Here is a 22628-nt window from a genome sequence, read left to right on the forward strand (position 1 = left end):
CAGTTAAGCAAAAAACAGGGTCGCTAAACCGAGCAGGGCGAAGAAGCCGGCAACGTCAGTTACAGTGGTAAGTACCACCCCACCAGCAATGGCTGGGTCTATATTGATTTTCTTTAAAAACAGTGGCAATACAGCGCCACTGACTACACCGGTGACCAGATTGAACAGCATGGCGCCGCCAATGGTAATGGCTAAATGGAGGTGGTTAATTCCTGATTCTTTATAGTAGGAGTAGCCGTAAACTAAGGCAGCAATCACTAGCGCCCACAAGATGCCGTTGATAATACTGACCGCTAATTCTTTCTTTAACAGGTAGCCTTTATTGCCTTCTCCAATATGGCCCAGTGACATACCACGAATAACTAGAGTCAGGGTTTGAGTTCCTGCGATACCGCCCATGCTGGGAACGATGGGCAGGAGAACGGCCAATAGGGTTACCTGGGCAATGGTCTTTTCAAATAGACCAATCACCAACGCTGCGAGAATTACAGTGAGCAGGTTGATACCAAGCCAAATAGCACGTTTTTTTGCTGTGGCGGCGATTTTACCAAAGGTATCTTCTAGCTCATCCAGGCCCGCCATCGACATTAAGGAGTGATCGGCTTCTTCACGGATAACATCAACTACGTCATCAATGGTGATACGGCCCAGTAAACGGCCATTCTCATCCAGTACCGGTGCTGAAACCAAATCGTGACGCTCGAATATTTGAGCCACTTCAGTTTCAGGCATATCAACCGGAATGGTAAAGGTTTCGCGATCAACAATTTGAGTAATGGGTGTATCAGGATCACAGGTCAAAATAGCGCTGATCGGTACTGATCCAACTAACACATCGCGCGAGTCGACCACATACAAGTGGTCAGTATTGGGTGGCATGTTGCCACGAATTCTTAAATAGCGAAGCACTACTTCCACCGAAACCCGAGGTCGGATCATGATGGTGTCGATGTTCATTAAGCCACCAGCCGAATCCTCAGGATAGGAAAGGGCATGCTCAATCTGGGCTCGATTCTGCTCGTCCAAGAGACGAAGAACCTGGTTACTAATGTTCTGCGATAGGTCGCCGAGAATATCTACAACATCATCGGTATCCAGATCAGCCAGCGCATTAGCCAGCTCCTGTGGCTGCATCTGCTCAATGAAAGTCTGACGGATTTCATCATTAAGGTGTTGTAGAACGTCACCTTCGCGTTCTTTATCCAGCAATTGCCAGATAACATTACGAACGCGGGGCGGTGTTGATTCAAGAAGGTGTGCGATATCTGCTGAGCGTAATTCCTCAAGCAGATTTCTAACAGGAATAAGATGCCCACTGTCCAGCGCATTATTTAAGAGCTGAAGCTGTTCCTGACGTGTTTGAGTTGCTTGTGTCTCCGCCATAGGTGCATCTTACTGGTTGATTTTGCTAGTATTCTAACGCAGATTTACTATCGCTGGCTATGACACTTGTAGAATTTACAAATTTTTATCGAGCTGTCGGTGTTCGATTGAAATATTGGGGTAAAGAAGCTTCAGAGCCTTGGCTAGTGTTTCCACCATATAAACTGAACGGTGACGACCACCGGTGCAGCCAATCGCGCAGGTAAAGTAACTGCGGTCCTGTTTGCTGAACTCGGGAATCCAGGTGGAAAAGAAAACTTTTAGCTGCCAGGTGTATTCCATCACAATAGAGCTTTGCTCAAGAAACTGCTGGATAGGTTGGTCTTTGCCAGTGAAATCTCTCAGCTCTGGATCCCAATAGGGATTGGGTAAGCAGCGCACATCAAATACAAAGTCGGCATCTTTAGGCGCACCATGCTTAAACCCAAAAGAGACCAGACGGATATCCATCGATTGACCTTTGTCACCGCTAACCCTGTCACGCAATCGCTCACGTAATTCATGAGGTGAAAGTTCTGAAGTATTAATTACAAGATCAGCTGAGGCGCGTACTGGTTCAAGCAGTTTTCTTTCTTCTTTAATAGCATCACGAAGGGAAAGGCCACGACTGGTTAGTGGGTGGCGGCGACGTGTTTCGCTGAAGCGCTTCAATAATATACTTTCATCTGCATCAAGGAATAATGTTTTAGCCTGCGGTGCTTCTATTTTTATGTTGCTTATTTCTTCAGAAAAATGCTCAAGGTCATGGCGATTGCGAGCATCAACTCCAATCGCAATATCCTCATTGCGCAGAATATGATCATTAATGACGTTTAGAGTTAAGCTCAAGGGCAAGTTATCGATACAGTAATATCCCATATCCTCCAGTGCCTTTAGAGCAACAGACTTCCCCGAGCCTGAACGGCCGCTGACTATCAATAATTTCATGTGCTAACTTCTTTCTCTTTGTCTTTCTCTTTGTCTTTCTGTTTGGTGTTTTTGGCTATAGCAGACTCTATAATCTCATATAAAGCCTGATTATTGTGAGCATGGCGTATTTGAGCACATACCATATTATCTTTCAAAACTTCAATTAATCCATCTAGTCCCTCTAACTCCTGAAAGTTAAAATCTTTCGGAACAATTAAAGCAAAAATGATATCAACGGGTTCCTGATCGGGTGCGTCAAACACGGTTGCCTGATCGAGAGTGATAAAGGCTGCTACTGGAACTTCGCACTCTTTAAGTCGACCGTGCGGTAAGGCAACACCATTACCTATTGCCGTTGTGCCGAGTTGTTCTCTAGCAAACAGTGCTTTTAATAACAGGAATGGTTCGAATTGTGAGTTGTTCTCTGCAAAAAGGTTAGCGATAAATTGTAACGCTTTTTTTCGGCTTGTAGCTTGCGCCCCGAGCACACAAAGCTCGGGGGCAATAACATTTTCAATATGCATAAGGTTAATGACGCGTCATCTTTTCCTTATGTTTTATCACTTGTCTATCCAGTTTATCAATCAATAAATCAATCGCGGCATACATATCCTCTGACTCACTGTTGGCAAAAATCTCTCCTCCGTTTACATGTAAGGTCGCTTCAGCAATTTGGCGAACCTTTTCGACACTGAGTGTCACGTAAACATTATTAATATGATCAAAGTGACGCTCTAATTTTGCGAATTTTTCGTCTACGAAATCTCTTAAGGCATCAGTGATATCAAGGTGACGACCAGTTAGATTGATTTGCATAAGAATTATTCCTTCTATCGAATAGTTTAAGAATTTGTGAATAACTTGCGTTGACCTGAAGGTAGAATATTCAAGGCTTCGCGGTATTTTGCAACCGTTCTCCGCGCTATCGCAATTCCTTCTTCTTGTAACATCTTGGCAAGCTCTATATCACTCAAAGGTTTGCGGGAAGGTTCCGCTTTAACGTATTGTTTGATTTTGTTTTTTATTGCTTTCGATGACCATTCACCTCCTTGGGTTGATGGAACTGCATTAGAAAAGAAGTATTTCAACTCATAGATGCCATTCGGCGACTGTAGAAATTTATCGCTACAAGCGCGCGAAATGGTTGATTCATGCAACTTGAGATCCTCAGCCAGATCTTTTAATCGCATTGGTCTTAATGCTGACTCGCCGCAATCAAAAAAGTTCTGTTGGTGTTGCACAATCCAGTCAGCTACTCGTTTTAGGGTATCATTTCGTGCTTCGATACTTTGCATGAACCAGCGTGCCCGTTGAAGATTTTGCTGTAAATAGTGCTTATCGCAGGTTTTGTTAGACTGGCGAAGAGCCTGTGCATACTGATGATTAATATCCAGTTGTGGGGCATTGTTACTTGCTAATTGCGCAAGCCAGCTACCCTGAAGGTTGTAAACCAGAATATCAGGGCGAATATATTCAGTGACCTCACCAATGTACTGATGGTTAGGTTTGCTCCTGAGGCACTGAATCACTGATAAAGCATCATCCATTTCTTGCTGAGTAAGAGAAAGGCGTTTTATCAGTTTTGAGTAATGATGCTTGCACAAGTAGTCAAAATGATGATGAACCAATCTTTGAGCTAGCTCAAGAGCTGACTCAAGAGCTGACTGTTGCGGGTTGCTCGTATTGTTAATGGCTAATTGAAGCTGTAACAGTAAAAACTGTTGCAGGTTAGAGCTTGCGCATCCGAGTGGTTCGAGTTGTTGAACTTGATGGATGACCGCTTCAACTTCATCTGGATCAAACCGATGCTCAAAGTCTTGTTTGATCTGCTCTATAATTTCCTGATGGGAAACGGTTAAAAATCCAGCATCATCGATATTCTCAATGACGTAGTATGCAATCTCCATATCGGCTCGACTTAATGATGACATCTGTATTTGCCATTCAAGGTGTTCACGTAAACCAATGCTTTCCTGGAACTGGTTCTCAAGATTACTCTCACCATCATTATGGATTGAGTAAGTCGAGTGATGTTGACCTGAATCAATGTGCCGTAAGTTAGCCAGCGATCCAATATTGTTGGTGTCTCGGTTATTCGGAAATACTGTTGGCAAGGGAGAAACATCAAGCTCTGAATTCGAAACTGAGCTCGCAGCTTCCGGTTCACAGTAACTATCATCAAGGAGGGTCAAAAGTGGGTTATTATCGAGCTGATATTGGATCTCTTGCTGTAACGCCAACTGGGAGAGTTGTAACAGTTTAATGGACTGTTGTAACTGAGGATTCAGTTTCAGTTGTTGGCTAAGACTTAACTGGAGATTTGGATTCATTGAAGTAAGTTTACCAATCTTTGCCTTTTAAAATGTCCTTTAACTACAAATTACTCCTAGTGGACTTTTGTTGCAAGGGCTTATTAGTTTTCTGCGAATCGGTAAACGCTATTTCAAGAGGTTATGGAAGGTTAGCCATGAAAACTACATCTTGAAATGCTCTCCTAAATATCGCTTCTTGACCAGTTCATTGGTTAACACTTCGGCTGGGGTTCCAGAGGCAATGATGTTACCGCTATCAACGATGTAAGCCTGCTCACAAACATCCAGTGTTTCACGCACATTGTGGTCTGTGATTAACACGCCTATGCCACGTTCTTTAAGCTGAATGATGATGGTTTTGATATCCAGCACTGAAATAGGGTCGACACCAGCAAATGGCTCATCCAGCAAAATAAATTTAGGGTCGTTAGCTAAAGCTCTGGCGATTTCGACACGACGACGTTCACCGCCGGATAGGCTCATGCCATGACTTAAACGAATATGCTCAATATGGAATTCTGACAGTAACTGATCCAGCTTTTCTTCGCGTTGTTTGCTGTCCAAGTCTTTGCGCAGCTGTAAAATGGCCATGATATTGTCTTCTACTGACAACTTTCGGAAGATAGAAGCTTCCTGTGGTAAGTAGCCAAGACCTTTTTTGGCGCGGGTGTGCATAGGATCGGTAGTGATATTGTCTTCACCGAGAAAAATCTGCCCGCCATCAGATGGAACCAGACCAACGATCATGTAGAACGAGGTGGTTTTACCGGCGCCATTCGGACCCAGTAAGCCGACTATCTGCCCCTGATTCACTTCAAGCGACACATTTTCAACGACTTTTCGTTCTTTGTAGCTTTTGGCCAGGCGTCTGGCTTGTAGCGAAATCATTATTGCTTCTCTTGTTGGCTTTGTTCTGGCTCTGTTTCTGTTTCGTTCGATGGTTCAGAGTCATCAGAAGTTTGTTCTGTTGTGTTGTCCTGCGCCCAGAAGAATTCTGTTTCGACTCTCTGTTCGCCGCTATCATTTTTACCAGCGGATATCACTTTGCTGGCACCGTCATAGGTCAAAAAGGCCGCTTTCATGTTGGAGTCGCCTTGCTGCAACTTAACATTGCCAACCAGTTCAGTTTGTTTATCTTTACCATTTGAACGAAGCTGATCGGCGGTGGCAAAGATTGCCGGTTGGCTGGGTTGTTCTAACCTGAACTCAGTTGGGTTGCCGCTGAGCACAAATCCAAAGCCCTCAGTGACTCCCTGGTTGGCTGTTAGTTGCTGTCCGAGCAAAGTTAGAGCATCAATTCCGGATGACTGTACAATCTTTATATCACCACTGGCGGATAATTCACCGGTCTGTTGGCGATAGACTATTTTAGGCGCATCAATATCGGTGGTTTCACCGGTCACATCCACATAGTGAATTTTGACAGGATTACCCAGCGCAGTAATAGTGCCGGCATTTTCACCTTGCTTGGTTAATGAGTCGGCATGAATAGTCATATTGCCATGTTCATAAATTACATTATCACGATAAACAATAATATTATTTTGTACGTCAAGGTTGGATTTATCTGAACGCAAACGTGACTTTTCCAAAGTCGCAGCCTGGACAAATGACATGGTTAAAAGTGAGCTTAGCGACAAAGCACACATAAGAAGACGGGACTTCATAATTCTTCTGTAAAGACCTCGGATTTAAATTCTATATTATTGGTACGCAAATCAGCTTGCATGCCTTTTGCGGTCATTCTAAAACGTCCATCGATTAATTCAATCGGTGCATCAGTAAATGCAGTTTCCGATGCAAAGTCAATTTTTAAGACCGGCATCGTTAACAATACATTAGATTGAGCAGGTTGTCGTTCCAGTTCAACGGTAACATTTCCTTCAAGAATTAACTGCTCACTTAGCTCATTGCTGATCGCCTTTTTAGAACTCACTGTCCAGCTTGGATTTTGGTCATCATTAAATCGCATGACGGGTTGTTCCAGGTGGGTTTGCATAATGTCTTTGTAATGCAAAGTTTTGACAGTAGTAAAAGAACGTAGTGGCTGACCGGATTTGTCAAACTCAATAGTTTCAGTATTTGAAAGATAGTAATCTGGATTGCTGGAGATTTCGACAAAGTCTGGTTTGGGCTCAGTTGAGCGATCCCACCAGTAAGCAATAGCAAAAGTTGCCGGGACCAGAAGCCACAGCATGGAGCGACCTTTTAAAAAGGTCACTGCTTAACTCCAGATGGTTGAGCTTTGGTGAGATAGTCTTGGTGAATGGCTTCCAGCTTATTCTGGCTGTGAAGAATTAAATCACACACTTCGCGAACGGCACCGAAGCCACCATTGTTTTGCGTAATCCAGTCTGCGTGCTGTTGCATTAACCAGTGGCCGTCAGCAACAGTGACGCCCAGGCCCACCTGAACTAATAATGGAAGATCCGGTAAATCATCACCAATGTGGCAAATCTGCTCGGGTTGTACCGATAGATCTTTACACAAGGTATCAAACGCTTCCTGTTTGTTCGATTGACCTTGATAATAATGTTCAATGCCAAGTTCCTGACAGCGCTTTTCGACAATTTTAGAATTACGTCCGGTTATAATGGCAACTGCAATACCTGACTTTTGTAGACACTTGATGCCAAAGCCATCTTTGATGTTGAAGGTTTTTAATTCTTCGCTGTTGTTGCCGATAATAACTTGGCCATTACTGAGGACACCATCAACATCGCAAATCAATAATTTTATGTTGCTAGCTTTATTTAAAACCTGTTCTGGGTAATTTGGGTCTTGTATTAAAGTGCTCATTAAACCACCCCGGCTTTAAGTAAGTCGTGCATGTGAATAACACCCAGTGGCTTATCATTACTATCAACCACGATTAAAGAGGTAATACTGCTTTCTTCCATTAGATTGACTGCGTCTACCGCTAAGGTTTGAGTTTTAACCGTTTTGCACCCTTTAGTCATGACATCCCCAATTGGTGCATCAATATCCACGTCGCGTTCAAAAGCGCGACGCAAATCACCGTCGGTAAAAATCCCCAACAAATTTCCCTGCTTATCAGTCACCGTTGTCATACCCATGCGCTTATCGGTCATTTCAAACAGGGCGTTACGAATCGAAACGTCGGGTTTAACAGAGGGGAAACTGCTTCCACTATGCATCAAATCGTCGACCTGCAGAATGAGGCGTTTACCTAGGCTACCACCGGGATGGGACAGAGCAAAATCATCAGGGGTGAAACCTCTGGCTTCCAGCAAGCTCACTGCCATGGCATCGCCAAGCGCTAGCACAGCGGTGGTTGAGGCAGTTGGTGCGAGATTATGCGGGCAGGCTTCCTGTTCCACTTGAACTTTAATATGCAAGTCGCTGGCTTTGGCCAAGCTTGAACTATCGTTACTGGTGATTGATATGAGTTCAATGCCACGGCGCTTTATTACTGGAAGCAAGGCGGTTACTTCGTGGGTTTCGCCAGAATTAGACAGCGCGATAACCACATCAAGTTCACCAATCATTCCTAAGTCACCGTGGCTGGCTTCTGCAGGATGAACAAAAAATGCAGGTGTACCTGTGCTGGCCAATGTAGCAGCCATTTTGCTACCGATATGGCCTGACTTCCCCATACCAATAACCACTACTTTGCCTTGGCAGTTGAGTAGTTTATGACAGGCGGCAACAAAGGTTTTGTCCAGTTGTTGTTTTAGATTGGTGACAGCAAGAGTTTCTATATCAATAACGCGCTCGGCGCTTGCCAGAATTTGCTGTTCCAGATTTGAGTCATTCATTGACGGTACCGTTGTTGGTTTTAATATTTTCAACCAGTTAGAAGACGCGAACTATATAATACCCAATGAAGGCGGCAAGTAAAATAGAGCCTTCGATGCGATTAATTTTACCTGGACCTCGAATTCCGTATGCCATGACAGCTAAAGCGATACTCAAAGCCAACATAACCGGGTAATCGATGGTCAGTATTTCTCTTTCGACCATGGGCGCGGCGATAAGTGCAGGAATACCTAAAACACCCAGCAAGTTGAAGATATTGGAGCCGACCACATTACCAATCGCAATTTCGTGTTCATTTTTTAACACTGCAGAAATTGAAGCAGCCAGCTCGGGCAGGCTGGTACCTAGGGCAACAATGGTCAAGCCAATCAGGGTTTCCGAAACGCCCATCTGTAATGCAAAACCACTTGCGCCTACGATTAATATCTTGGAGCTGGCGACCAGCAGTAGTAACCCCAGTACTAACCAGAAGATAGCCTTGGGGCTCGACATCATTTCAGGCAATTCATCGACAATCTCTTCGAGCATGCGGTCTTTGCTTGAACGAGATTTTATACCCATATGTACCAGCCAGATAAAATAGCAGACCAAGGTGCTTAACAGGATAATGCCTTCAATGTGTGACAGACGAAGATCCCAGAAAAAGTAAAGTACTGCGAGCGATACGATAAATAGAATTGGGATTTCACGCTTAATCATCCCTGAATTAATCATTAAAGGTCTCACTAACGCCGTGATCCCCAGTACCAACGCCACATTAGTGATGTTCGAGCCAAGAGCATTACCAATTGCCACCTCAGGGCCACATTCATCAACACCTGGCGGGCAGGTTTTAAACGAATCAAGAATCGAGACAAAGATTTCAGGTGCAGAAGAACCTATTGCTACAATGGTTAAGCCCACGATCAGACGTGATACCCCGAAATTTTGCGCAACAGCTGCTGCACCGTCGGTAAAGCGGTCCGCGCTCCAAACTAACAGGGTGATACCAACCAGAATATAGGCAATGTGTTCTATCATGGAAACCTTAGAGACGTTGAGTTTTCAATAAACGGGCTTGGCTTATTATAAAATAAGTGTGGCTTTGACTGACAAATTGAAATTGTTTCAAAGCGTTGCCCAAAGATGATGTGCGTTTGCGACAAATAAACGCGTCATTGTACAGGCTCAAGCTTTTAATGTCATTCACAGGTGTTTATCAAAGGGAATTCGGGTAAAATCACGCCACTTTAGTGCCAACATTGCTAATGATTCATACTTTTGCGTCTGTATCGGCGCAGTTTTTGGCGTTATCATGCTTGGCCATAACCTCGATAAAAGTAAGCACATAACAGATGATTGAACAGATTAAGTCCCTGATTGAGAAAGAAATTGAGTGCGAAGAGTTGCGTGTGGATGGTGATGGTAGCCATTTTCAGGTGATTATCGTCAGTAAGGCCTTTGAAGGTTTACGTAGCGTAAAGAAGCAACAGATGGTGTATGCCACTGTAAATGAACATATCGCTAGCGGTGATATCCACGCTTTGACTATTAAGGCCTATACGCCTGAAGAGTGGTCCAAAGCTAAGCACTTCCTATAAGTACCGAGTCCCTAACCATGGATAAATTATTAATTAAAGATGCTGGCCCATTAGATGGCGCTATCAAAATTTCAGGTGCTAAAAATGCTGCCTTGCCTATTTTGATGGGAGCTTTGTTGGTGGACGGTGTCACTACGATTGGCAATCTGCCACATTTGAATGATGTCACTACCACGTTAGAGCTTATGGGGCGTTTAGGTGCCAAGCTGACTATTGATGACAAGTTCAATGTTGAAATTGATAGCCGCAAAATCCACAGCCATGAAGCGCCTTATGAACTAGTTAAGACCATGCGCGCCTCAATTCTGGTATTGGGGCCTCTGCTTGCGCGCTTCGGCGAAGCGGTGGTGTCGTTGCCGGGTGGTTGTGCGATTGGCTCGCGTCCTGTGAATCTGCATATTGAAGGTATGCGTGAGATGGGGGCGGATATTGAAGTTGAAGCTGGCTACGTTAAGGCTAAATCCAATGGTCGTTTGAAAGGCGCTAAAATCGTTATGGAAATGGTCAGTGTTGGTGCAACTGAGAATTTGATCATGGCGGCGGCGTTGGCGGATGGAACTTCGGTAATTGAAAATGCCGCTCGTGAACCAGAAGTCGTTGACCTGGCTAATTTCCTAAATAGCATGGGAGCTAAAATTAGCGGTGCCGGTACTTCTGTTATTACCATCGAAGGTGTTGAGCGTATGCATGGAGGCCATCACGATGTTTTGCCTGACCGTATTGAAACGGGGACGTACCTGGTTGCAGCGGCGATGACACGTGGTCGTATTCGTTGTCGTAACACCGATCCTGATATTCTGGATGCCGTTCTGGTTAAGTTACGAGAAGCGGGGGCAGAAGTTACCACAGGGGAAGGCTGGATTGAGCTTGATATGAAAGGCAATCGTCCCAAAGCTGTCAACATCAAGACTGCTCCATACCCTGGGTTCCCAACTGACATGCAGGCCCAGTTTTGTGCCATGAATGCGGTTGCTGATGGTACTGGTACCATTACAGAAACCATTTTCGAAAATCGTTTCATGCACGTACTCGAAATGCAGCGTATGGGTGCTGACATCGCCATTGAGGGCAATACAGCGATTTGTCGCGGTGTTGAAAAGTTATCGGGCGCGCAGGTGATGGCAACTGACTTACGTGCTTCTGCAAGCCTGGTTTTAGCAGGATTATGCGCAGAGGGTGAAACTTTAGTAGACAGGATCTATCACATTGACCGCGGTTACGAAACCATTGAAGAGAAACTACAAAATCTGGGTGCCTACATTAAACGTATAGCCTAGAGTTTTTTAGTTCAATGATTATTCTGTAATAAAGAAAAAAGGGCTGATCAGCCCTTTTTTCTTTTGTCTATGGTTTATGGGGAGTAGCTTAATCTCGATAACCTAGCACAACATTTGTTTCGGCTTTTTTGCCCTCTCGATAATACTCAATAATAATCTCTTGTTTAGGTGGCAGGTTCCAAATTGCCGCCATCATATCGGCTGTGCTATTGATAGGCTGATTATTAACTTGAGTAATAATATCCAGCGCTTGTAAGCCTGCTTTATCAGCCGGGCCATTTCCGTTAATGGCTGTGATAACGATACCTTGGCCATAGGGCAATTGTTCGATGTATTCGGCCAGAGTTTTTTGTTGCTGAGGGTCAAGGCTCATCTCCTGGACAATTGAGCGGAAGTTTATGGTCATATCACCATTTAGACCAAGCCAGCCTCGCTCTACTTTGCCATGCTCGAGTAGCTCCTGTACCACGTGCTGAACATCTGCAGCTACCACTGCGAAGTTCTGGTAAGTCTTTTCCCCTGATTCATCTCGCGTACTCAAAGAGGTGATGCCGACTAACTTTCCCTCCGAATTAACCAGGGCGCCACCGGAGTTGCCCGAGCGTAGGGCTGCATCAGTCTGGATATAGTGCGAAACTCGCGAGAAAAACTTGGCACTGATAATGCCTTGAGTCACCGTTTGCTCAAATGCCATATAAGGTGTGCCAATGGCGAACACGATATCACCCACTCTACTGGTATCTTCAGTGCTTAAGGGCAATATATACTCGGGAGTGTAATTTACTTTAAGAAGCGCCAGATCGGAATCCTGATCGATACCCACCAGCTGGGCAGTAAATTTACGACCATCAAGCAACTCGACAATAGCCGATTCAGCTTTAGCCAGGACATGGGCGTTGGTCACCAGGTGACCTTCTTTATCAATAAAAACCCCTGAGCCATTATTCAAAAATGCACAAGCATTGGTGCCAGCTGGAACGCTGCGCAGATTGTTTCGGCACTCAGGGTCATTCAGGGGTAGAAGCTTGGAGCGTGCGCGGATGCTGACGACTGCGGGACGAACCTTTTCCAACATATCGGCATAACCACTGAAGGGTTTGCTGGTTGCCACAACCTGATGTTGTGGTTGTGTTGCTTGTTGGTTAGCGTCTTGAAGTGAAAAGCGGCCGGGCATAAAAACAATAAAAAGTGCCGCGATCCCAAGACCGACCAATAGGTACTTTACGATATAGCCAACAAAGGTAATAAATTGCATGGAAGCCTCGAGTTTCAGTCAATGGACTGGATACGTAAATTAATGTGATGTTTTTTCTTTCTGTGATTTTTTGGTGTCATTATCATCGATGTTCTCTGATGCAGAATTTTGCTCGGAGTTCCCTGACTTGGCATTTTTGTCATCTTCAGGCAGCCCATCTTCATTAGCTGCTACATCATGATTAGGATGATAATCGTCATCCATATCGTCAGCAGCATAGTCTCTGGGTTGTTGTGGGCCGGAGTTGTAGTCAGATATTTCCCTGGCTTCGCTATCAATAACGCTGTCTTCAAATTCTTTACCTATGTTACTACTGAGCCCTGGCAGTCCCGAGTTATTACTGCTGAGTTTTAAGTCAAATTTTCGGTTGCTCAGCTTACTGGAACTGGTCGCCAGGTGTTGATAGAGCGCCTTATATTCTTCGGTGACATTACTGAATAGGCGGGCGGTTTCGTCAAAATGATTGTTCACTTCAGCTTTTAAGGTACTAAGCTCATCATCTTTGGCTTTCAACTCCTCTGATAATGCTTTGCTATGTTGTGATTTGCCATGCCAGCGGCCAAAAAAGAAAGCAGCAGCACCAACAATAAGAAGTAAGAAGATAACTAATGGACTGGACATGAATATATATTCCTCAATCTGCCAATGTCGTCTAGGCTAAAAATTGCCTGAATCCCTGATTTGATCTTATGATACACAATATTAAGCCGAAAGTTCGAGTGGATTAATGACCTATAACACAAAATTCTTACTGACTTTGACGGGTATCTTTCTGGTGGTGTTTGCTTTATGTGCGATCAATCCTGTTGATCGCTCGGCATGGCTACTTGAGAATGTCTTGATGTTTTTATTAATTATCGGTCTCTTCGCCAGTTATAAAAAATTCCGTTTATCAAGAACTTCTTACTTTTGTATTTTTCTGTTCTTATGTTTTCACGAAATTGGTTCCCACTACACTTACTCAAAAGTTCCTTATAACGAGTGGACCGAGGCGATATTTGGCACGCCATTAAACGACTGGTTTGGCTGGGAGCGAAATCATTATGACCGTTTTCTTCATTTAGCTTATGGCTTATTGTTTGCTTATCCTATCCGAGAGGTTTTCCTGCGCGTTGTCCGGGTTAAAGGTTTCTGGGGTTATTTCTTGCCTTTGGATTTAACTTTATCGACCTCTGTTATTTATGAGTTGATCGAATGGGGCGCAGCTATGTATTTTGGCGGTGACCTGGGAATGGCCTACCTGGGAACTCAGGGTGATGTATGGGATGCGCATAAAGATATGGCCTTAGCTGGTCTTGGAGCCTTGATCGCCATGTGTGTGGTGGCCTTTATTAATTGGCGTTGGCAGAGAGACTTTGCAAGAGAGTGGAATGATAGTTTGACTCCAAAGTCAGTTAACCCTGAAACCTTATAACCTAAAAAGCAAACCGCTTAACACTTCTTAGAGAAACTTGTAGCAATTACTGTTCAAGAGGGCAGAGATGCAAAATAATAGCTGCCACTATTGTGAGGTATAAAGGTGATTCTTATGAAATCAAAGCTAATGATTGCGTTATTTGTCCTTGTTGGTCTTATGAATCAAGCTGTCGCTTATGATGACGACAAGAAGCGTGAAGAGTTGTTGAAAGAGAAAGCTGAGCTACTCAAAGAGCGTGAAAAACTTCAAAAAGAGCGTGAGAAGGGTTTACGCGAACTAGAGCGCGAAGATCAAAAAGCCTTTAAGGAGTATCAACGCGAGCAAGGAAAAGGCGATGCAGAGTCTGAGCGTGAATGGGATAAGCAGAACAAATACACGCTAAAGGAAGAGCAGGAAGTTGAAAAAAAAGCTCAAAAAAAGCAAATGGAAGCCGATACAAAGCGCGACGGTTATAGCAAATACTAGACCGCGTTGCACAAAGGTTTAAATACAAAAGAGGCTAAGGCCTCTTTTTTTATGGGCTGATTCTAATTGATATCGAGTATTGTTTTGAATGTGTCGGGCTGGCATTGGTTTCCAACCAATCATAAAACGTGCGAAAATAGCGCGCAGTATCAATTAACTTCTGAGATCAAGTGAATAAAAATCATTTCTTGATAGAAGGTGATGCTGGTCCTATCGAAGCAACTCTTGATCAGCCTGAATCGCCTGAACGTAACGCAATTGCTGTGTGTTGCCATCCCCATCCTGTACATGGCGGTGCAATGACCAATAAAGTCATCTATACGGTATCACGCACTTTGGCTGGATTGGGTATCCCTTCTTTGCGCTTTAACTTTCGTGGTGTCGGAGAGTCTGCAGGTGATTACGATGAAGGAAAGGGTGAGCAGCAGGACTTAATTAAAGCTATCGAGTGGATGCGCGAGAAATATCCAAACCGCCCTTTATGGTTAGCAGGTTTCAGTTTTGGCTCATGGATTGCTGCGCTACAAGCGAAGAGGCAAGGGGCAAACCAGTTGATTAGTATTGCGCCTCCAGTCAATCGCTTCAGTTTTGATGAGTTTGAAATACCTGATTGTCCTTGGTTGGTGGTGCAGGGCGACGCTGATGAAGTGGTTGACCCTGATGCTGTTTTTAAATGGCTTGAGGATTTATCCGTGAAGCCTGATGTGATTCGGATGGAAGACGCAGGCCACTTTTTTCACAGCCGTCTCGTTGAGCTGCGTGAACAGATGGAAGAGAATCTTAAGCAACATTTGCCTGAAAACCTATAGAGTCCATAACGATGCGCTCAATTGATCTAACCCCTCAACAGAAGTATGAACAAGATTTAGCCAATGGCTTTTCCAGGGATCCAGCCCAGGCGGAAGCCGTTGCAGCATTGCAGCGAGTTTATGATGATCTGTTAAACAGCCGGCCCAGTGGTGGCTTTATGGATTTAGTTAAACGTTGGCTATCTTCTGATCTGGAACCAGTACAAGGGCTTTATATGTGGGGCGGTGTCGGGCGCGGTAAGACCTGGCTGATGGATACCTTTTTTAATTGCCTGCCGATTAAAGGCAAAATTCGGTTGCACTTCCATCGCTTTATGCACGAGGTTCATCATGAGCTGAAAATATTGGCTGGCGAGAAAAATCCGTTGGTCAAAATTGCTGATCAGTTGTCGCAACGGGCACGAGTGATCTGTTTTGACGAATTTTTCGTTACCGATATTACTGATGCCATGATTCTGGGTGGTTTATTCAAAGAACTGTTTCAGCGCAATATCGTGTTGGTGGCCACCTCAAACATTCCGCCAGACCGACTGTATTGGAACGGCTTGCAGCGTGAGCGTTTTTTGCCAGCGATAGAGTTGATTGAAAAGCATTGCCAGGTAATGAATGTGGATGGCGGGACTGACTACCGATTGCGGACTCTTGAGAAAGCAGAGATATATCACTACCCGCTGGATGAGTCTGCTGATAAAAATATGAAACACTATTTTTTCCAGCTATCCGGTGAAGAAGGGCAAGAGCATTGCAAACTGAAAGTCGAAGGACGGTTAATCGATGCGGTACGTTTATCCGACAATGTAGTTTGGTTTACTTTTGACGCTATCTGTAAAACGGAACGTTCCGCTAGTGACTATATTGAACTATCTCGTAACTATCATACGGTATTCATCAGTAAAATCCCGCAAATGACAGACGCGATAAACGACGCAGCTCGTCGCTTCATAGCCTTAGTTGATGAGTTTTATGAGCGGCATGTAAAGTTGATCCTATCCGCAGACGTGGCTTTAGAAGAGCTGTATGTCGGAAAGGGACTGGCTTTTGAGTTTAAAAGGACAGTCAGTCGGTTGCAGGAGATGCAAAGTAAAGAATATCTCGCGAAAGAGCATCTGGCCTAAAAGTCTTGGCATAATCAGTAATGTTATTACCAATAACCTCTCAGGAAGCTGCCAGGAGGGGATGTATAAGTCCTACATCCCACTAGCTCAGCTAATTCTTGCCCTCTCTTCTTTAACTTTTCCCAGACCTTGCTTTCTTGGAATAAAATGGGCTTGCCGCCATGAGGTTTCAGGTACAGATAATAGATAGGTGTTTTATTATGGCGACCACCGTAGGTGACATTGATAGCCACAAATTTATTAACATATTTTCTGTCTGAGGTAACAACGTACTGAATATCCCTAAAATGATAGACATTACTTTTTGCCCAAAGCAAGAAAGCCCTTTCATGGATTACTAAGTCAAACTGCTTGTCAATTGTCACAGTGTATTGATAAAAGGCTGCTTTAAGAGTTGAGATAACACTCCAGAACATCACTGTTGACAGAATGATTGAAAATAGAATTGCCTCATGTGGCAGGAACTCATCTACGGTTTGCCCTGTGAGCATCAGGTAGATCATGTAAGGGAAAAATATCAGTGAAAAGAAACCTATAATGGTAAAAATGGTTTTTCCTAAGGGACCATATTTGCTGGCAAACTGATGTTGCACTAGGCGGTGCTCTGGGGAGCCGGGTGTATTAATTTGAGACATTATTATTTTGTTATGTTAATAAAAAGCCGACATTGTCGTCGGCTTTTAAGATCAAAAAGTGGCTAGCAATTACTGAACCATATCCTTTAATTTCTTAAGTGGGCGCACCTTGACCGCTATGCTGGCTGGCTTGGCTTTGAACATAGTTTCTTCGCCAGTGAATGGGTTTATGCCTTTACGAGCTTTAACTGCTGGCTTTTTAACCGTACTGATCTTTAATAGGCCAGGTAGGGTGAATTCTCCAACAGCGCGCTTTTTAACATGACGCTCAATAACAACACCTAGCTCGTCTAATACTGCTGAAACGTCTTTCTTGGTTAGGCCGGTTTGTGCTGCGATTTCATTAAGAATTTGGGTTTTAGTGAACTTTTCTTTTACCGCTGTGGTTTTGCGGGCTTTATTATCTGCCATTTTTCCATTGCCTCTTATGTAAGTTGACTGTTAAAATATCGGTCGTCTTGGCGAGTATTGCAAATTGACTCCCCATCAGCGCTTTTTATAGCGCTAAAAGCCCCGTAAATAAAGTCTTTTTCGCAGGATTTTGCTTAAAATTCATAAATTTGGCCGAGACGTTTAATAATTTTTGAAAATCCTGGTGTCGCCTCTTGTGTTATAGAGGTGATTTCTGTAGAATTCGCGCTCTCTTTTTTAGGGCCGTGATCGGCTACCTATTGCGGGTGCAAATGGCTTTTTGGAGCTTAAAGAATATGAAAACATACAGTGCAAAGCCTGAAACTGTTAAGCGTGACTGGTTCGTAGTCGACGCTAGCGGCAAAACATTAGGCCGCCTGGCGACTGAAGTAGCTCGCCGTTTGAAAGGCAAACACAAAGCAGAATATACACCTCACGTTGATACTGGTGACTACATCATCGTTATTAATGCTGAGAAAGTAACTGTGACTGGCAACAAGGCGCAGGACAAAATGTATTACCGTCACTCTGGTTATCCAGGTGGCATTAAAGAAACCAACTTCGAGAAATTGCAGGCGACTAAACCTGAAATGATTATCGAGAAAGCGGTAAAAGGTATGCTTCCTAAGAATCCTTTGGGTCGTGCCATGTTCCGCAAGTTGAAAGTTTACGCTGGCACTGAGCACAACCATACTGCTCAGCAACCAATCCCATTAGAAATCTAAGGTGAGAACAATGGCTGAACAATATTACGGAACAGGTCGTCGTAAAAGCTCCACAGCTCGTGTTTTCCTACGTCCTGGGAATGGTGAGATTACCGTGAACCAGCGTAGTCTTGACGAGTATTTTGGTCGTGAAACATCGCGCATGGTGGTTCGTCAACCACTAGAGCTGACCGAAACATTAGAAAAGTTCGATGTGTACGTGACTGTTGCTGGTGGCGGCGGTACTGGTCAAGCCGGTGCAATTCGCCACGGTATTACACGTGCATTGATGGAGTATAACGAAGAATTACGTGCTCCATTGCGTAAAGCTGGCTTTGTTACCCGTGACGCTCGTGCAGTTGAGCGTAAGAAAGTGGGTCTTCATAAAGCACGTAAGCGCCCTCAATTCTCGAAACGTTAAGTTTCGAACAGTATTGCCGGAGAGGAACTCCGGCATTCTTTACACCCGCACTTTGCGGGTGTTTTTTTATCTATTACTTCTGATTTTTTCCGACTTTCAATAAGTTATATATCGCCAGCTGGTCTGACCACATTGTTATTGTGGGTATTTTCCTATATGATCCCTGCGCAGTATTCTGCCGTAGAAGTGTTAATAAATGTTTTATAGCATTCTTCATAAGACTCGCTTCATCGCAGAATCGTTTAAATCATGATTTTCCAACGCTATTCATTGGTGGGTGGCGTTATTTTCTTCGTGGGGAGACTAACCGAATGAGTAATCAGGGCGTCAACAAAGGACGCAGAAATCTGCTAATCGGTGCTACATCAGTAGTAGGCGCGGTTGGTGTGATTGGTGCGGCTGTACCTTTTGTTCGTTCCTGGGCACCAAGCGCTAAGGCGCAGTCTGCAGGTGCTCCAGTATCGTATGACTACACTAAACTTGAGGTAGGACAGCAAATTACTGTGGAGTGGCGAGGTAAACCAGTATGGGTTATGCGTCGTGATGACAATATGTTGCAAAGCATCACTAAGAGTGAAGAGTTTGTAGCCGATCCAGAATCAAACGAACCTCAGCAACCAGAGTATTGTAAGAACGAATACCGCTCTATTGAGCCAGACATTTTTGTAGCTGTTGGTATTTGTACACACTTAGGTTGCTCGCCTAAATTATTCGCTGATGCGGGTTCTTTAGAAGGTGGTTGGCTAGGCGGTTATTATTGCCCATGCCATGGTTCTAAGTTTGATTTGGCTGGCCGTGTTTATAGCGGTGTTCCAGCAAACGCTAACTTGGAGGTTCCTCCTTATACTATCGACACTGCAGCCAAAATGATTGTGATTGGTGAAGAGGGAGGTGCTTAATGTTTAAGAACTTCATGACTTGGTTTGATGCCCGTTTCCCAGCAACGAAAGTGTGGAATGAGCATTTAGCAGAATATTACGCACCAAAGAACTTCAATTTTTGGTATTTCTTTGGTTCTTTAGCCATGCTGGTATTAGTGAATCAGTTACTGACTGGTATTTGGCTAACCATGTTTTACAGCCCAAGCGAACCATTTGCATCGGTTGAATACATCATGCGTGATGTTGAAATGGGTTGGCTAATTCGTTATCTCCACTCAACTGGCGCCTCTGCTTTCTTTGTCGTCGTTTATCTTCACATGTTCCGTGGCATCATGTATGGCTCATATAAGAAGCCACGTGAGTTGATCTGGATCTTCGGTATGATCATTTTTGTTCTATTGATGGCAGAAGCCTTTATGGGCTACCTGCTACCATGGGGGCAGATGTCATTCTGGGGAGCTCAGGTGATTATCAACCTGTTCGGCACGGTTCCTGTTGTGGGGCCAGATCTAGTTGAATGGATTCGTGGTGACTTTACCCTGTCACTAGCGACTCTGAATCGATTCTTTGCATTGCACGTCGTTGCAGTTCCATTAGCATTGGTTGCTATGGTGTTCTTGCACATTGTTGCCTTGCACAAAGTTGGTTCAAATAACCCTGATGGCGTTGAAATCAAAGATAAGAAAGATGAGAACGGTATTCCTTTAGACGGCATTCCTTTCCACCCATACTACACAGTGAAAGATATTGTGGGTGTGGTTGTATTCCTGATGATCTTCTTGGGCGTGGTCTTCTTTGCACCAGACTTTGGAGGCTACTTCCTGGAGCGTCCGAACTTTGAGCCTGCAAATTCATTGAAGACACCAGACCACATTGCTCCAGTTTGGTATTTCACACCGTTTTACACTATGTTGCGTGCGGTACCGCATCCATTCATGGGCTTTATGGTGATGGCTTTAGCAATTGTAATTCTGTTCTTATTGCCTTGGCTTGATCGTCAAAAGGTTAAATCAATCCGTTACCGTGGTGCTTCTTATAAAATTCTATTAGCGTTGCTAGTTATCTCGTTCGTCATCTTAGGTGTTCTGGGTGTTGTTCCGGTAACAGACTTCACTAAATGGTTAGGAAGAATTTGCACTGTGTACTACTTCTTCTTCTTTATTGCCTTGTGGTTCTTGCCCAAGTTCGAGAAAACTAAACCAGTACCAGAGAGGGTAACAGACAAATGAAAAAGTTAATTACAGCTATTTTATTCCTGCTACCTGTATCTGCATTTGCTGCAGGCGGCGGAAACTTTTATCCAAATGAGCCAGCGAATATTGATCTGAGTGACAAAACATCATTGCAAAATGGCGCCAAATTGTATGTAAACTACTGTTTGGGCTGCCACTCAATGGAGTACGTTCGCTACTCGCGTATCGCACAGGATTTGGAACTTACTGAAGAGCAAACTGTAAACAACTTGATCCTTGGCGATCAAAGGTTTGGTGATACTTTAGATAAGTCCATGAATTCAGAACAAGCCCAAAAGAAATATTTTGGAGTTGATCCACTGGATCTGAGTCTGGTTGCTCGCGTTCGTGGTGAAGACTGGGTTTACAACTACTTACGTTCATTCTATGTAGACTCGTCTCGTCCATTCGGCGTCAACAATACTGTGTTCCCTCAAGTTGGTATGCCGCATATTTTGGCAGACCTACAAGGTTTACAGGCTAAAAGTGATGCCTTGTTGTCTGTTGAAGAGCAGATAGCCGAAGCGAAAGCCGTGCTAAATGACTCAGAAGCAAGCGATGAAGCGAAAGCTGAAGCCAAAGAAAAGCAGCATAGAGCGGAAGTTGAAATGGCCAAGCTCGCTGCCCAAGGTAATATGTTTGTCCAGATTGAAGAAGGACAAATGACGCCAGAAGAGTATGACGAAAGCATTCGTGATCTAACAGCGTTTATGGCTTACACAGCTAATCCAGTGAAACTGGAAAGTAAGCGTATGGGTGTCTGGGTTCTAATGTTCTTATTTGTGCTATTGATATTGGCGTACTTCTTGAAGAAAGAATTCTGGAAAGACGTACATTAATTAGCATCCTAAGCCTCAGCGTTTCCCCGCTGAGGCTTTCTTGTTGTTCGCAGGAGAAATCAGTATGGCAGTAGTTGCCAAACGTTCAGTTATGACTCTTTTTTCTGGCAACGATGTGTATAGCCACCAGGCACGCATTGTTTTAGCAGAAAAAGGTGTAAATTACGAAGTGGTAGAGGTTACCCCTGATAATGTTCCAGAGGATCTATTAGACTTAAATCCTTATGGCTCTGTACCAACCTTGATTGATCGTGATTTGGTTTTGTATGAAGCTAGTATCGTCATGGAATATTTAGATGAGCGTTTCCCTCATCCGCCGTTGATGCCGGTCTATCCGGTAACTCGTGGTCGTAGTCGCTTGATGATGCATCGTATTCAAAAAGAGTGGTATAGCCAATACGAAATTATCGTCAATGGTACTGAAGCAAAAGCAAAGAAAGCTCGTAAGGAATTACAGGAAAGTATTATGGCTTTAGCTCCAGTATTCGCCAGTAATCCGTACTTTATGAGCGAAGAGTTCTCATTAGTTGATTGTGTTATTGCCCCGTTATTATGGCGTGCTGACCAGTTAGGTATTGAGATTTCAGGCCGTGGCAGTAAAGCAATCCATGATTATATGGATCGCATTTTTGACCGTGACTCATTCAAAGTCAGCCTGACTGAGGAAGAGCGTGAAATCAAAATGGGTCTAATGTAATGGCGGGCAACTCGCCATTACAGCCCTATCTACTAATCGCTTATTATGAGTGGATACTTGATAATGAGTGGACCCCGCAAATATTAGTCGACACGTCTCATCCCGAAGTTGATGTTCCCTTGCAGTTTGCGAATGATGGAAAGATTGTTTTGAACATCGCACCCACAGCGGTTGCAAACTTTGAACTCAACCATGACTATATTAGCTTCAATGCTCGTTTTTCTGGGCAGTCGTTAAGTCTTTATATTCCATCCAGTGCCATTATTGCGATATACGCCAGAGAAAATGATCAAGGTATCATGTTCTCAGCTAATATGTATGGCGAGGATTCCTATTCGAGTGAAGACCACCAAAGTTCGACTGATTCGATTGGTCCAGCTGAATCTAAAGATAATAATGATGAGGGACCTGATGATGAGCCACCTAAGCCACCGAAAGGCAAGCCTAAATTAAAAGTGGTTAAGTAGTTACTTTTTAGGTTACCGGTAACACAGATAAAAAAAAGG

Annotated in this window: 28 protein-coding genes; 13 read left to right on the forward strand and 15 right to left on the reverse strand. The window is 44.0% G+C overall.

Annotation, left to right across the window (positions count from 1 at the left end):
* Positions 1-3 precede the first annotated feature (3 nt).
* The 11 genes from mgtE to KKOR_RS03290 all read right to left on the reverse strand — a co-directional run bounded on the left by mgtE (position 4) and on the right by KKOR_RS03290 (position 9404).
* Entirely contained in the window at positions 4-1383 is a 1380-nt protein-coding gene (gene mgtE / locus KKOR_RS03240; RefSeq protein WP_012800578.1) for a magnesium transporter, read from the reverse strand.
* Between the two features lie 75 nt (positions 1384-1458).
* Positions 1459-2310, reverse strand: a complete 852-nt coding sequence (gene rapZ / locus KKOR_RS03245; protein WP_012800579.1) for an RNase adapter RapZ — start codon at positions 2308-2310, stop codon at positions 1459-1461.
* On the reverse strand, positions 2307-2816 hold the full coding sequence (locus tag KKOR_RS03250; RefSeq protein ID WP_012800580.1) for a PTS sugar transporter subunit IIA: 510 nt from the start codon (positions 2814-2816) through the stop codon (positions 2307-2309). Before KKOR_RS03250 ends, rapZ begins: the two co-directional genes overlap by 4 nt.
* A gap of 4 nt (positions 2817-2820) precedes the next feature.
* On the reverse strand, positions 2821-3108 hold the full coding sequence (gene hpf / locus KKOR_RS03255) for a ribosome hibernation promoting factor (protein WP_012800581.1): 288 nt from the start codon (positions 3106-3108) through the stop codon (positions 2821-2823).
* Between the two features lie 26 nt (positions 3109-3134).
* The gene (rpoN, locus tag KKOR_RS03260) at positions 3135-4622 is read right to left on the reverse strand and encodes an RNA polymerase factor sigma-54 (protein WP_012800582.1); all 1488 of its coding nucleotides are present in this window, start codon (positions 4620-4622) and stop codon (positions 3135-3137) included.
* 144 nt (positions 4623-4766) lie between these two features.
* Positions 4767-5492 (reverse strand): LPS export ABC transporter ATP-binding protein, encoded by a 726-nt coding sequence (gene lptB, locus KKOR_RS03265; RefSeq protein ID WP_012800583.1) that lies wholly within the window; start codon positions 5490-5492, stop codon positions 4767-4769.
* The gene (locus tag KKOR_RS03270; protein ID WP_012800584.1) at positions 5492-6271 is read right to left on the reverse strand and encodes an LptA/OstA family protein; all 780 of its coding nucleotides are present in this window, start codon (positions 6269-6271) and stop codon (positions 5492-5494) included. The genes lptB and KKOR_RS03270 overlap by 1 nt, the downstream gene beginning before the upstream one ends.
* A complete protein-coding gene (gene lptC, locus KKOR_RS03275) occupies positions 6268-6825 on the reverse strand; it encodes an LPS export ABC transporter periplasmic protein LptC (RefSeq protein ID WP_012800585.1) in 558 nt (185 codons plus the stop codon). Before lptC ends, KKOR_RS03270 begins: the two co-directional genes overlap by 4 nt.
* The gene (gene kdsC, locus KKOR_RS03280) at positions 6822-7403 is read right to left on the reverse strand and encodes a 3-deoxy-manno-octulosonate-8-phosphatase KdsC (RefSeq protein WP_012800586.1); all 582 of its coding nucleotides are present in this window, start codon (positions 7401-7403) and stop codon (positions 6822-6824) included. Before kdsC ends, lptC begins: the two co-directional genes overlap by 4 nt.
* Positions 7403-8383, reverse strand: a complete 981-nt coding sequence (locus KKOR_RS03285; protein ID WP_012800587.1) for a KpsF/GutQ family sugar-phosphate isomerase — start codon at positions 8381-8383, stop codon at positions 7403-7405. Before KKOR_RS03285 ends, kdsC begins: the two co-directional genes overlap by 1 nt.
* A 37-nt stretch (positions 8384-8420) precedes the next feature.
* Positions 8421-9404: a calcium/sodium antiporter gene (locus KKOR_RS03290; protein WP_012800588.1), complete on the reverse strand. Its 984-nt coding sequence runs from the start codon at positions 9402-9404 to the stop codon at positions 8421-8423.
* Between the two features lie 314 nt (positions 9405-9718).
* Between KKOR_RS03290 and KKOR_RS03295 the strand changes: the two genes are divergently transcribed.
* Together KKOR_RS03295 and murA are read left to right on the forward strand one after the other, a co-directional pair.
* Entirely contained in the window at positions 9719-9964 is a 246-nt protein-coding gene (locus tag KKOR_RS03295; protein WP_012800589.1) for a BolA family protein, read from the forward strand.
* Between the two features lie 17 nt (positions 9965-9981).
* Positions 9982-11241, forward strand: a complete 1260-nt coding sequence (gene murA, locus KKOR_RS03300) for a UDP-N-acetylglucosamine 1-carboxyvinyltransferase (RefSeq protein WP_012800590.1) — start codon at positions 9982-9984, stop codon at positions 11239-11241.
* Between the two features lie 88 nt (positions 11242-11329).
* Here the strand turns inward: murA and KKOR_RS03305 are convergent, their stop codons facing one another.
* Both KKOR_RS03305 and KKOR_RS03310 read right to left on the reverse strand, forming a co-directional pair.
* Positions 11330-12496 (reverse strand): S1C family serine protease, encoded by a 1167-nt coding sequence (locus KKOR_RS03305; RefSeq protein WP_012800591.1) that lies wholly within the window; start codon positions 12494-12496, stop codon positions 11330-11332.
* A 39-nt stretch (positions 12497-12535) separates the two neighbouring features.
* On the reverse strand, positions 12536-13117 hold the full coding sequence (locus KKOR_RS03310; RefSeq protein WP_012800592.1) for a ZapG family protein: 582 nt from the start codon (positions 13115-13117) through the stop codon (positions 12536-12538).
* A 106-nt stretch (positions 13118-13223) separates the two neighbouring features.
* On the opposite strand from KKOR_RS03310, the gene KKOR_RS03315 reads away from it, so the two are divergent.
* The 4 genes from KKOR_RS03315 (at position 13224) to zapE (ending at position 16302) form a co-directional block, all read left to right on the forward strand.
* Positions 13224-13910 (forward strand): DUF2238 domain-containing protein, encoded by a 687-nt coding sequence (locus KKOR_RS03315; protein ID WP_012800593.1) that lies wholly within the window; start codon positions 13224-13226, stop codon positions 13908-13910.
* A gap of 114 nt (positions 13911-14024) precedes the next feature.
* On the forward strand, positions 14025-14378 hold the full coding sequence (locus KKOR_RS03320) for a hypothetical protein (RefSeq protein ID WP_012800594.1): 354 nt from the start codon (positions 14025-14027) through the stop codon (positions 14376-14378).
* A 170-nt stretch (positions 14379-14548) separates the two neighbouring features.
* Positions 14549-15187, forward strand: coding sequence for an alpha/beta hydrolase (locus KKOR_RS03325; RefSeq protein ID WP_012800595.1), 639 nt, complete (start codon positions 14549-14551; stop codon positions 15185-15187).
* 11 nt (positions 15188-15198) lie between these two features.
* Entirely contained in the window at positions 15199-16302 is a 1104-nt protein-coding gene (gene zapE / locus KKOR_RS03330) for a cell division protein ZapE (RefSeq protein ID WP_012800596.1), read from the forward strand.
* Between the two features lie 26 nt (positions 16303-16328).
* Here the strand turns inward: zapE and KKOR_RS03335 are convergent, their stop codons facing one another.
* Together KKOR_RS03335 and KKOR_RS03340 are read right to left on the reverse strand one after the other, a co-directional pair.
* A complete protein-coding gene (locus KKOR_RS03335; protein WP_012800597.1) occupies positions 16329-16937 on the reverse strand; it encodes a hypothetical protein in 609 nt (202 codons plus the stop codon).
* 69 nt (positions 16938-17006) lie between these two features.
* On the reverse strand, positions 17007-17348 hold the full coding sequence (locus KKOR_RS03340) for an HU family DNA-binding protein (protein WP_012800598.1): 342 nt from the start codon (positions 17346-17348) through the stop codon (positions 17007-17009).
* Positions 17349-17644: 296 nt separating this feature from the next.
* Here KKOR_RS03340 and rplM point away from each other — a divergent pair, with 296 nt between their 5' ends.
* From rplM to KKOR_RS03375, 7 genes are all read left to right on the forward strand, one after another.
* Entirely contained in the window at positions 17645-18073 is a 429-nt protein-coding gene (rplM, locus tag KKOR_RS03345) for a 50S ribosomal protein L13 (protein WP_012800599.1), read from the forward strand.
* Positions 18074-18083: 10 nt separating this feature from the next.
* The gene (gene rpsI, locus KKOR_RS03350; protein WP_012800600.1) at positions 18084-18473 is read left to right on the forward strand and encodes a 30S ribosomal protein S9; all 390 of its coding nucleotides are present in this window, start codon (positions 18084-18086) and stop codon (positions 18471-18473) included.
* A gap of 311 nt (positions 18474-18784) precedes the next feature.
* The gene (gene petA, locus KKOR_RS03355) at positions 18785-19372 is read left to right on the forward strand and encodes a ubiquinol-cytochrome c reductase iron-sulfur subunit (protein WP_012800601.1); all 588 of its coding nucleotides are present in this window, start codon (positions 18785-18787) and stop codon (positions 19370-19372) included.
* Positions 19372-20583, forward strand: a complete 1212-nt coding sequence (locus KKOR_RS03360) for a cytochrome b (protein WP_012800602.1) — start codon at positions 19372-19374, stop codon at positions 20581-20583. The genes petA and KKOR_RS03360 overlap by 1 nt, the downstream gene beginning before the upstream one ends.
* Positions 20580-21425: a cytochrome c1 gene (locus KKOR_RS03365; RefSeq protein WP_012800603.1), complete on the forward strand. Its 846-nt coding sequence runs from the start codon at positions 20580-20582 to the stop codon at positions 21423-21425. Before KKOR_RS03360 ends, KKOR_RS03365 begins: the two co-directional genes overlap by 4 nt.
* A gap of 64 nt (positions 21426-21489) precedes the next feature.
* Complete coding sequence (gene sspA / locus KKOR_RS03370) at positions 21490-22122, forward strand: stringent starvation protein SspA (RefSeq protein ID WP_012800604.1); 633 nt, start codon at positions 21490-21492, stop codon at positions 22120-22122.
* Complete coding sequence (locus KKOR_RS03375) at positions 22122-22589, forward strand: ClpXP protease specificity-enhancing factor (RefSeq protein WP_012800605.1); 468 nt, start codon at positions 22122-22124, stop codon at positions 22587-22589. Before sspA ends, KKOR_RS03375 begins: the two co-directional genes overlap by 1 nt.
* Positions 22590-22628 lie beyond the last annotated feature (39 nt).

Origin of the sequence: Kangiella koreensis DSM 16069, from assembly GCF_000024085.1 — a bacterium.
Lineage (GTDB): Bacteria > Pseudomonadota > Gammaproteobacteria > Enterobacterales > Kangiellaceae > Kangiella > Kangiella koreensis.

Excerpts from the sequence above, each read along its gene's own strand:
- rplM (WP_012800599.1), top strand. The coding sequence starts at position 17,645 with ATGAAAACATACAGTGCAAAGCCTGAAACTGTTAAGCGTGACTGGTTC.
- lptB (WP_012800583.1), bottom strand. The coding sequence starts at position 5,492 with ATGATTTCGCTACAAGCCAGACGCCTGGCCAAAAGCTACAAAGAACGA.
- sspA (WP_012800604.1), top strand. The coding sequence starts at position 21,490 with ATGGCAGTAGTTGCCAAACGTTCAGTTATGACTCTTTTTTCTGGCAAC.
- zapE (WP_012800596.1), top strand. The coding sequence starts at position 15,199 with ATGCGCTCAATTGATCTAACCCCTCAACAGAAGTATGAACAAGATTTA.
- rpsI (WP_012800600.1), top strand. The coding sequence starts at position 18,084 with ATGGCTGAACAATATTACGGAACAGGTCGTCGTAAAAGCTCCACAGCT.
- KKOR_RS03340 (WP_012800598.1), bottom strand. The coding sequence starts at position 17,348 with ATGGCAGATAATAAAGCCCGCAAAACCACAGCGGTAAAAGAAAAGTTC.
- petA (WP_012800601.1), top strand. The coding sequence starts at position 18,785 with ATGAGTAATCAGGGCGTCAACAAAGGACGCAGAAATCTGCTAATCGGT.
- kdsC (WP_012800586.1), bottom strand. The coding sequence starts at position 7,403 with ATGAGCACTTTAATACAAGACCCAAATTACCCAGAACAGGTTTTAAAT.
- hpf (WP_012800581.1), bottom strand. The coding sequence starts at position 3,108 with ATGCAAATCAATCTAACTGGTCGTCACCTTGATATCACTGATGCCTTA.
- KKOR_RS03285 (WP_012800587.1), bottom strand. The coding sequence starts at position 8,383 with ATGAATGACTCAAATCTGGAACAGCAAATTCTGGCAAGCGCCGAGCGC.
- KKOR_RS03290 (WP_012800588.1), bottom strand. The coding sequence starts at position 9,404 with ATGATAGAACACATTGCCTATATTCTGGTTGGTATCACCCTGTTAGTT.
- KKOR_RS03305 (WP_012800591.1), bottom strand. The coding sequence starts at position 12,496 with ATGCAATTTATTACCTTTGTTGGCTATATCGTAAAGTACCTATTGGTC.
- KKOR_RS03310 (WP_012800592.1), bottom strand. The coding sequence starts at position 13,117 with ATGTCCAGTCCATTAGTTATCTTCTTACTTCTTATTGTTGGTGCTGCT.
- KKOR_RS03250 (WP_012800580.1), bottom strand. The coding sequence starts at position 2,816 with ATGCATATTGAAAATGTTATTGCCCCCGAGCTTTGTGTGCTCGGGGCG.
- KKOR_RS03320 (WP_012800594.1), top strand. The coding sequence starts at position 14,025 with ATGAAATCAAAGCTAATGATTGCGTTATTTGTCCTTGTTGGTCTTATG.
- rapZ (WP_012800579.1), bottom strand. The coding sequence starts at position 2,310 with ATGAAATTATTGATAGTCAGCGGCCGTTCAGGCTCGGGGAAGTCTGTT.
- mgtE (WP_012800578.1), bottom strand. The coding sequence starts at position 1,383 with ATGGCGGAGACACAAGCAACTCAAACACGTCAGGAACAGCTTCAGCTC.
- KKOR_RS03375 (WP_012800605.1), top strand. The coding sequence starts at position 22,122 with ATGGCGGGCAACTCGCCATTACAGCCCTATCTACTAATCGCTTATTAT.
- KKOR_RS03315 (WP_012800593.1), top strand. The coding sequence starts at position 13,224 with ATGACCTATAACACAAAATTCTTACTGACTTTGACGGGTATCTTTCTG.
- KKOR_RS03335 (WP_012800597.1), bottom strand. The coding sequence starts at position 16,937 with ATGTCTCAAATTAATACACCCGGCTCCCCAGAGCACCGCCTAGTGCAA.
- KKOR_RS03270 (WP_012800584.1), bottom strand. The coding sequence starts at position 6,271 with ATGAAGTCCCGTCTTCTTATGTGTGCTTTGTCGCTAAGCTCACTTTTA.
- rpoN (WP_012800582.1), bottom strand. The coding sequence starts at position 4,622 with ATGAATCCAAATCTCCAGTTAAGTCTTAGCCAACAACTGAAACTGAAT.
- KKOR_RS03360 (WP_012800602.1), top strand. The coding sequence starts at position 19,372 with ATGTTTAAGAACTTCATGACTTGGTTTGATGCCCGTTTCCCAGCAACG.
- KKOR_RS03365 (WP_012800603.1), top strand. The coding sequence starts at position 20,580 with ATGAAAAAGTTAATTACAGCTATTTTATTCCTGCTACCTGTATCTGCA.
- KKOR_RS03295 (WP_012800589.1), top strand. The coding sequence starts at position 9,719 with ATGATTGAACAGATTAAGTCCCTGATTGAGAAAGAAATTGAGTGCGAA.
- murA (WP_012800590.1), top strand. The coding sequence starts at position 9,982 with ATGGATAAATTATTAATTAAAGATGCTGGCCCATTAGATGGCGCTATC.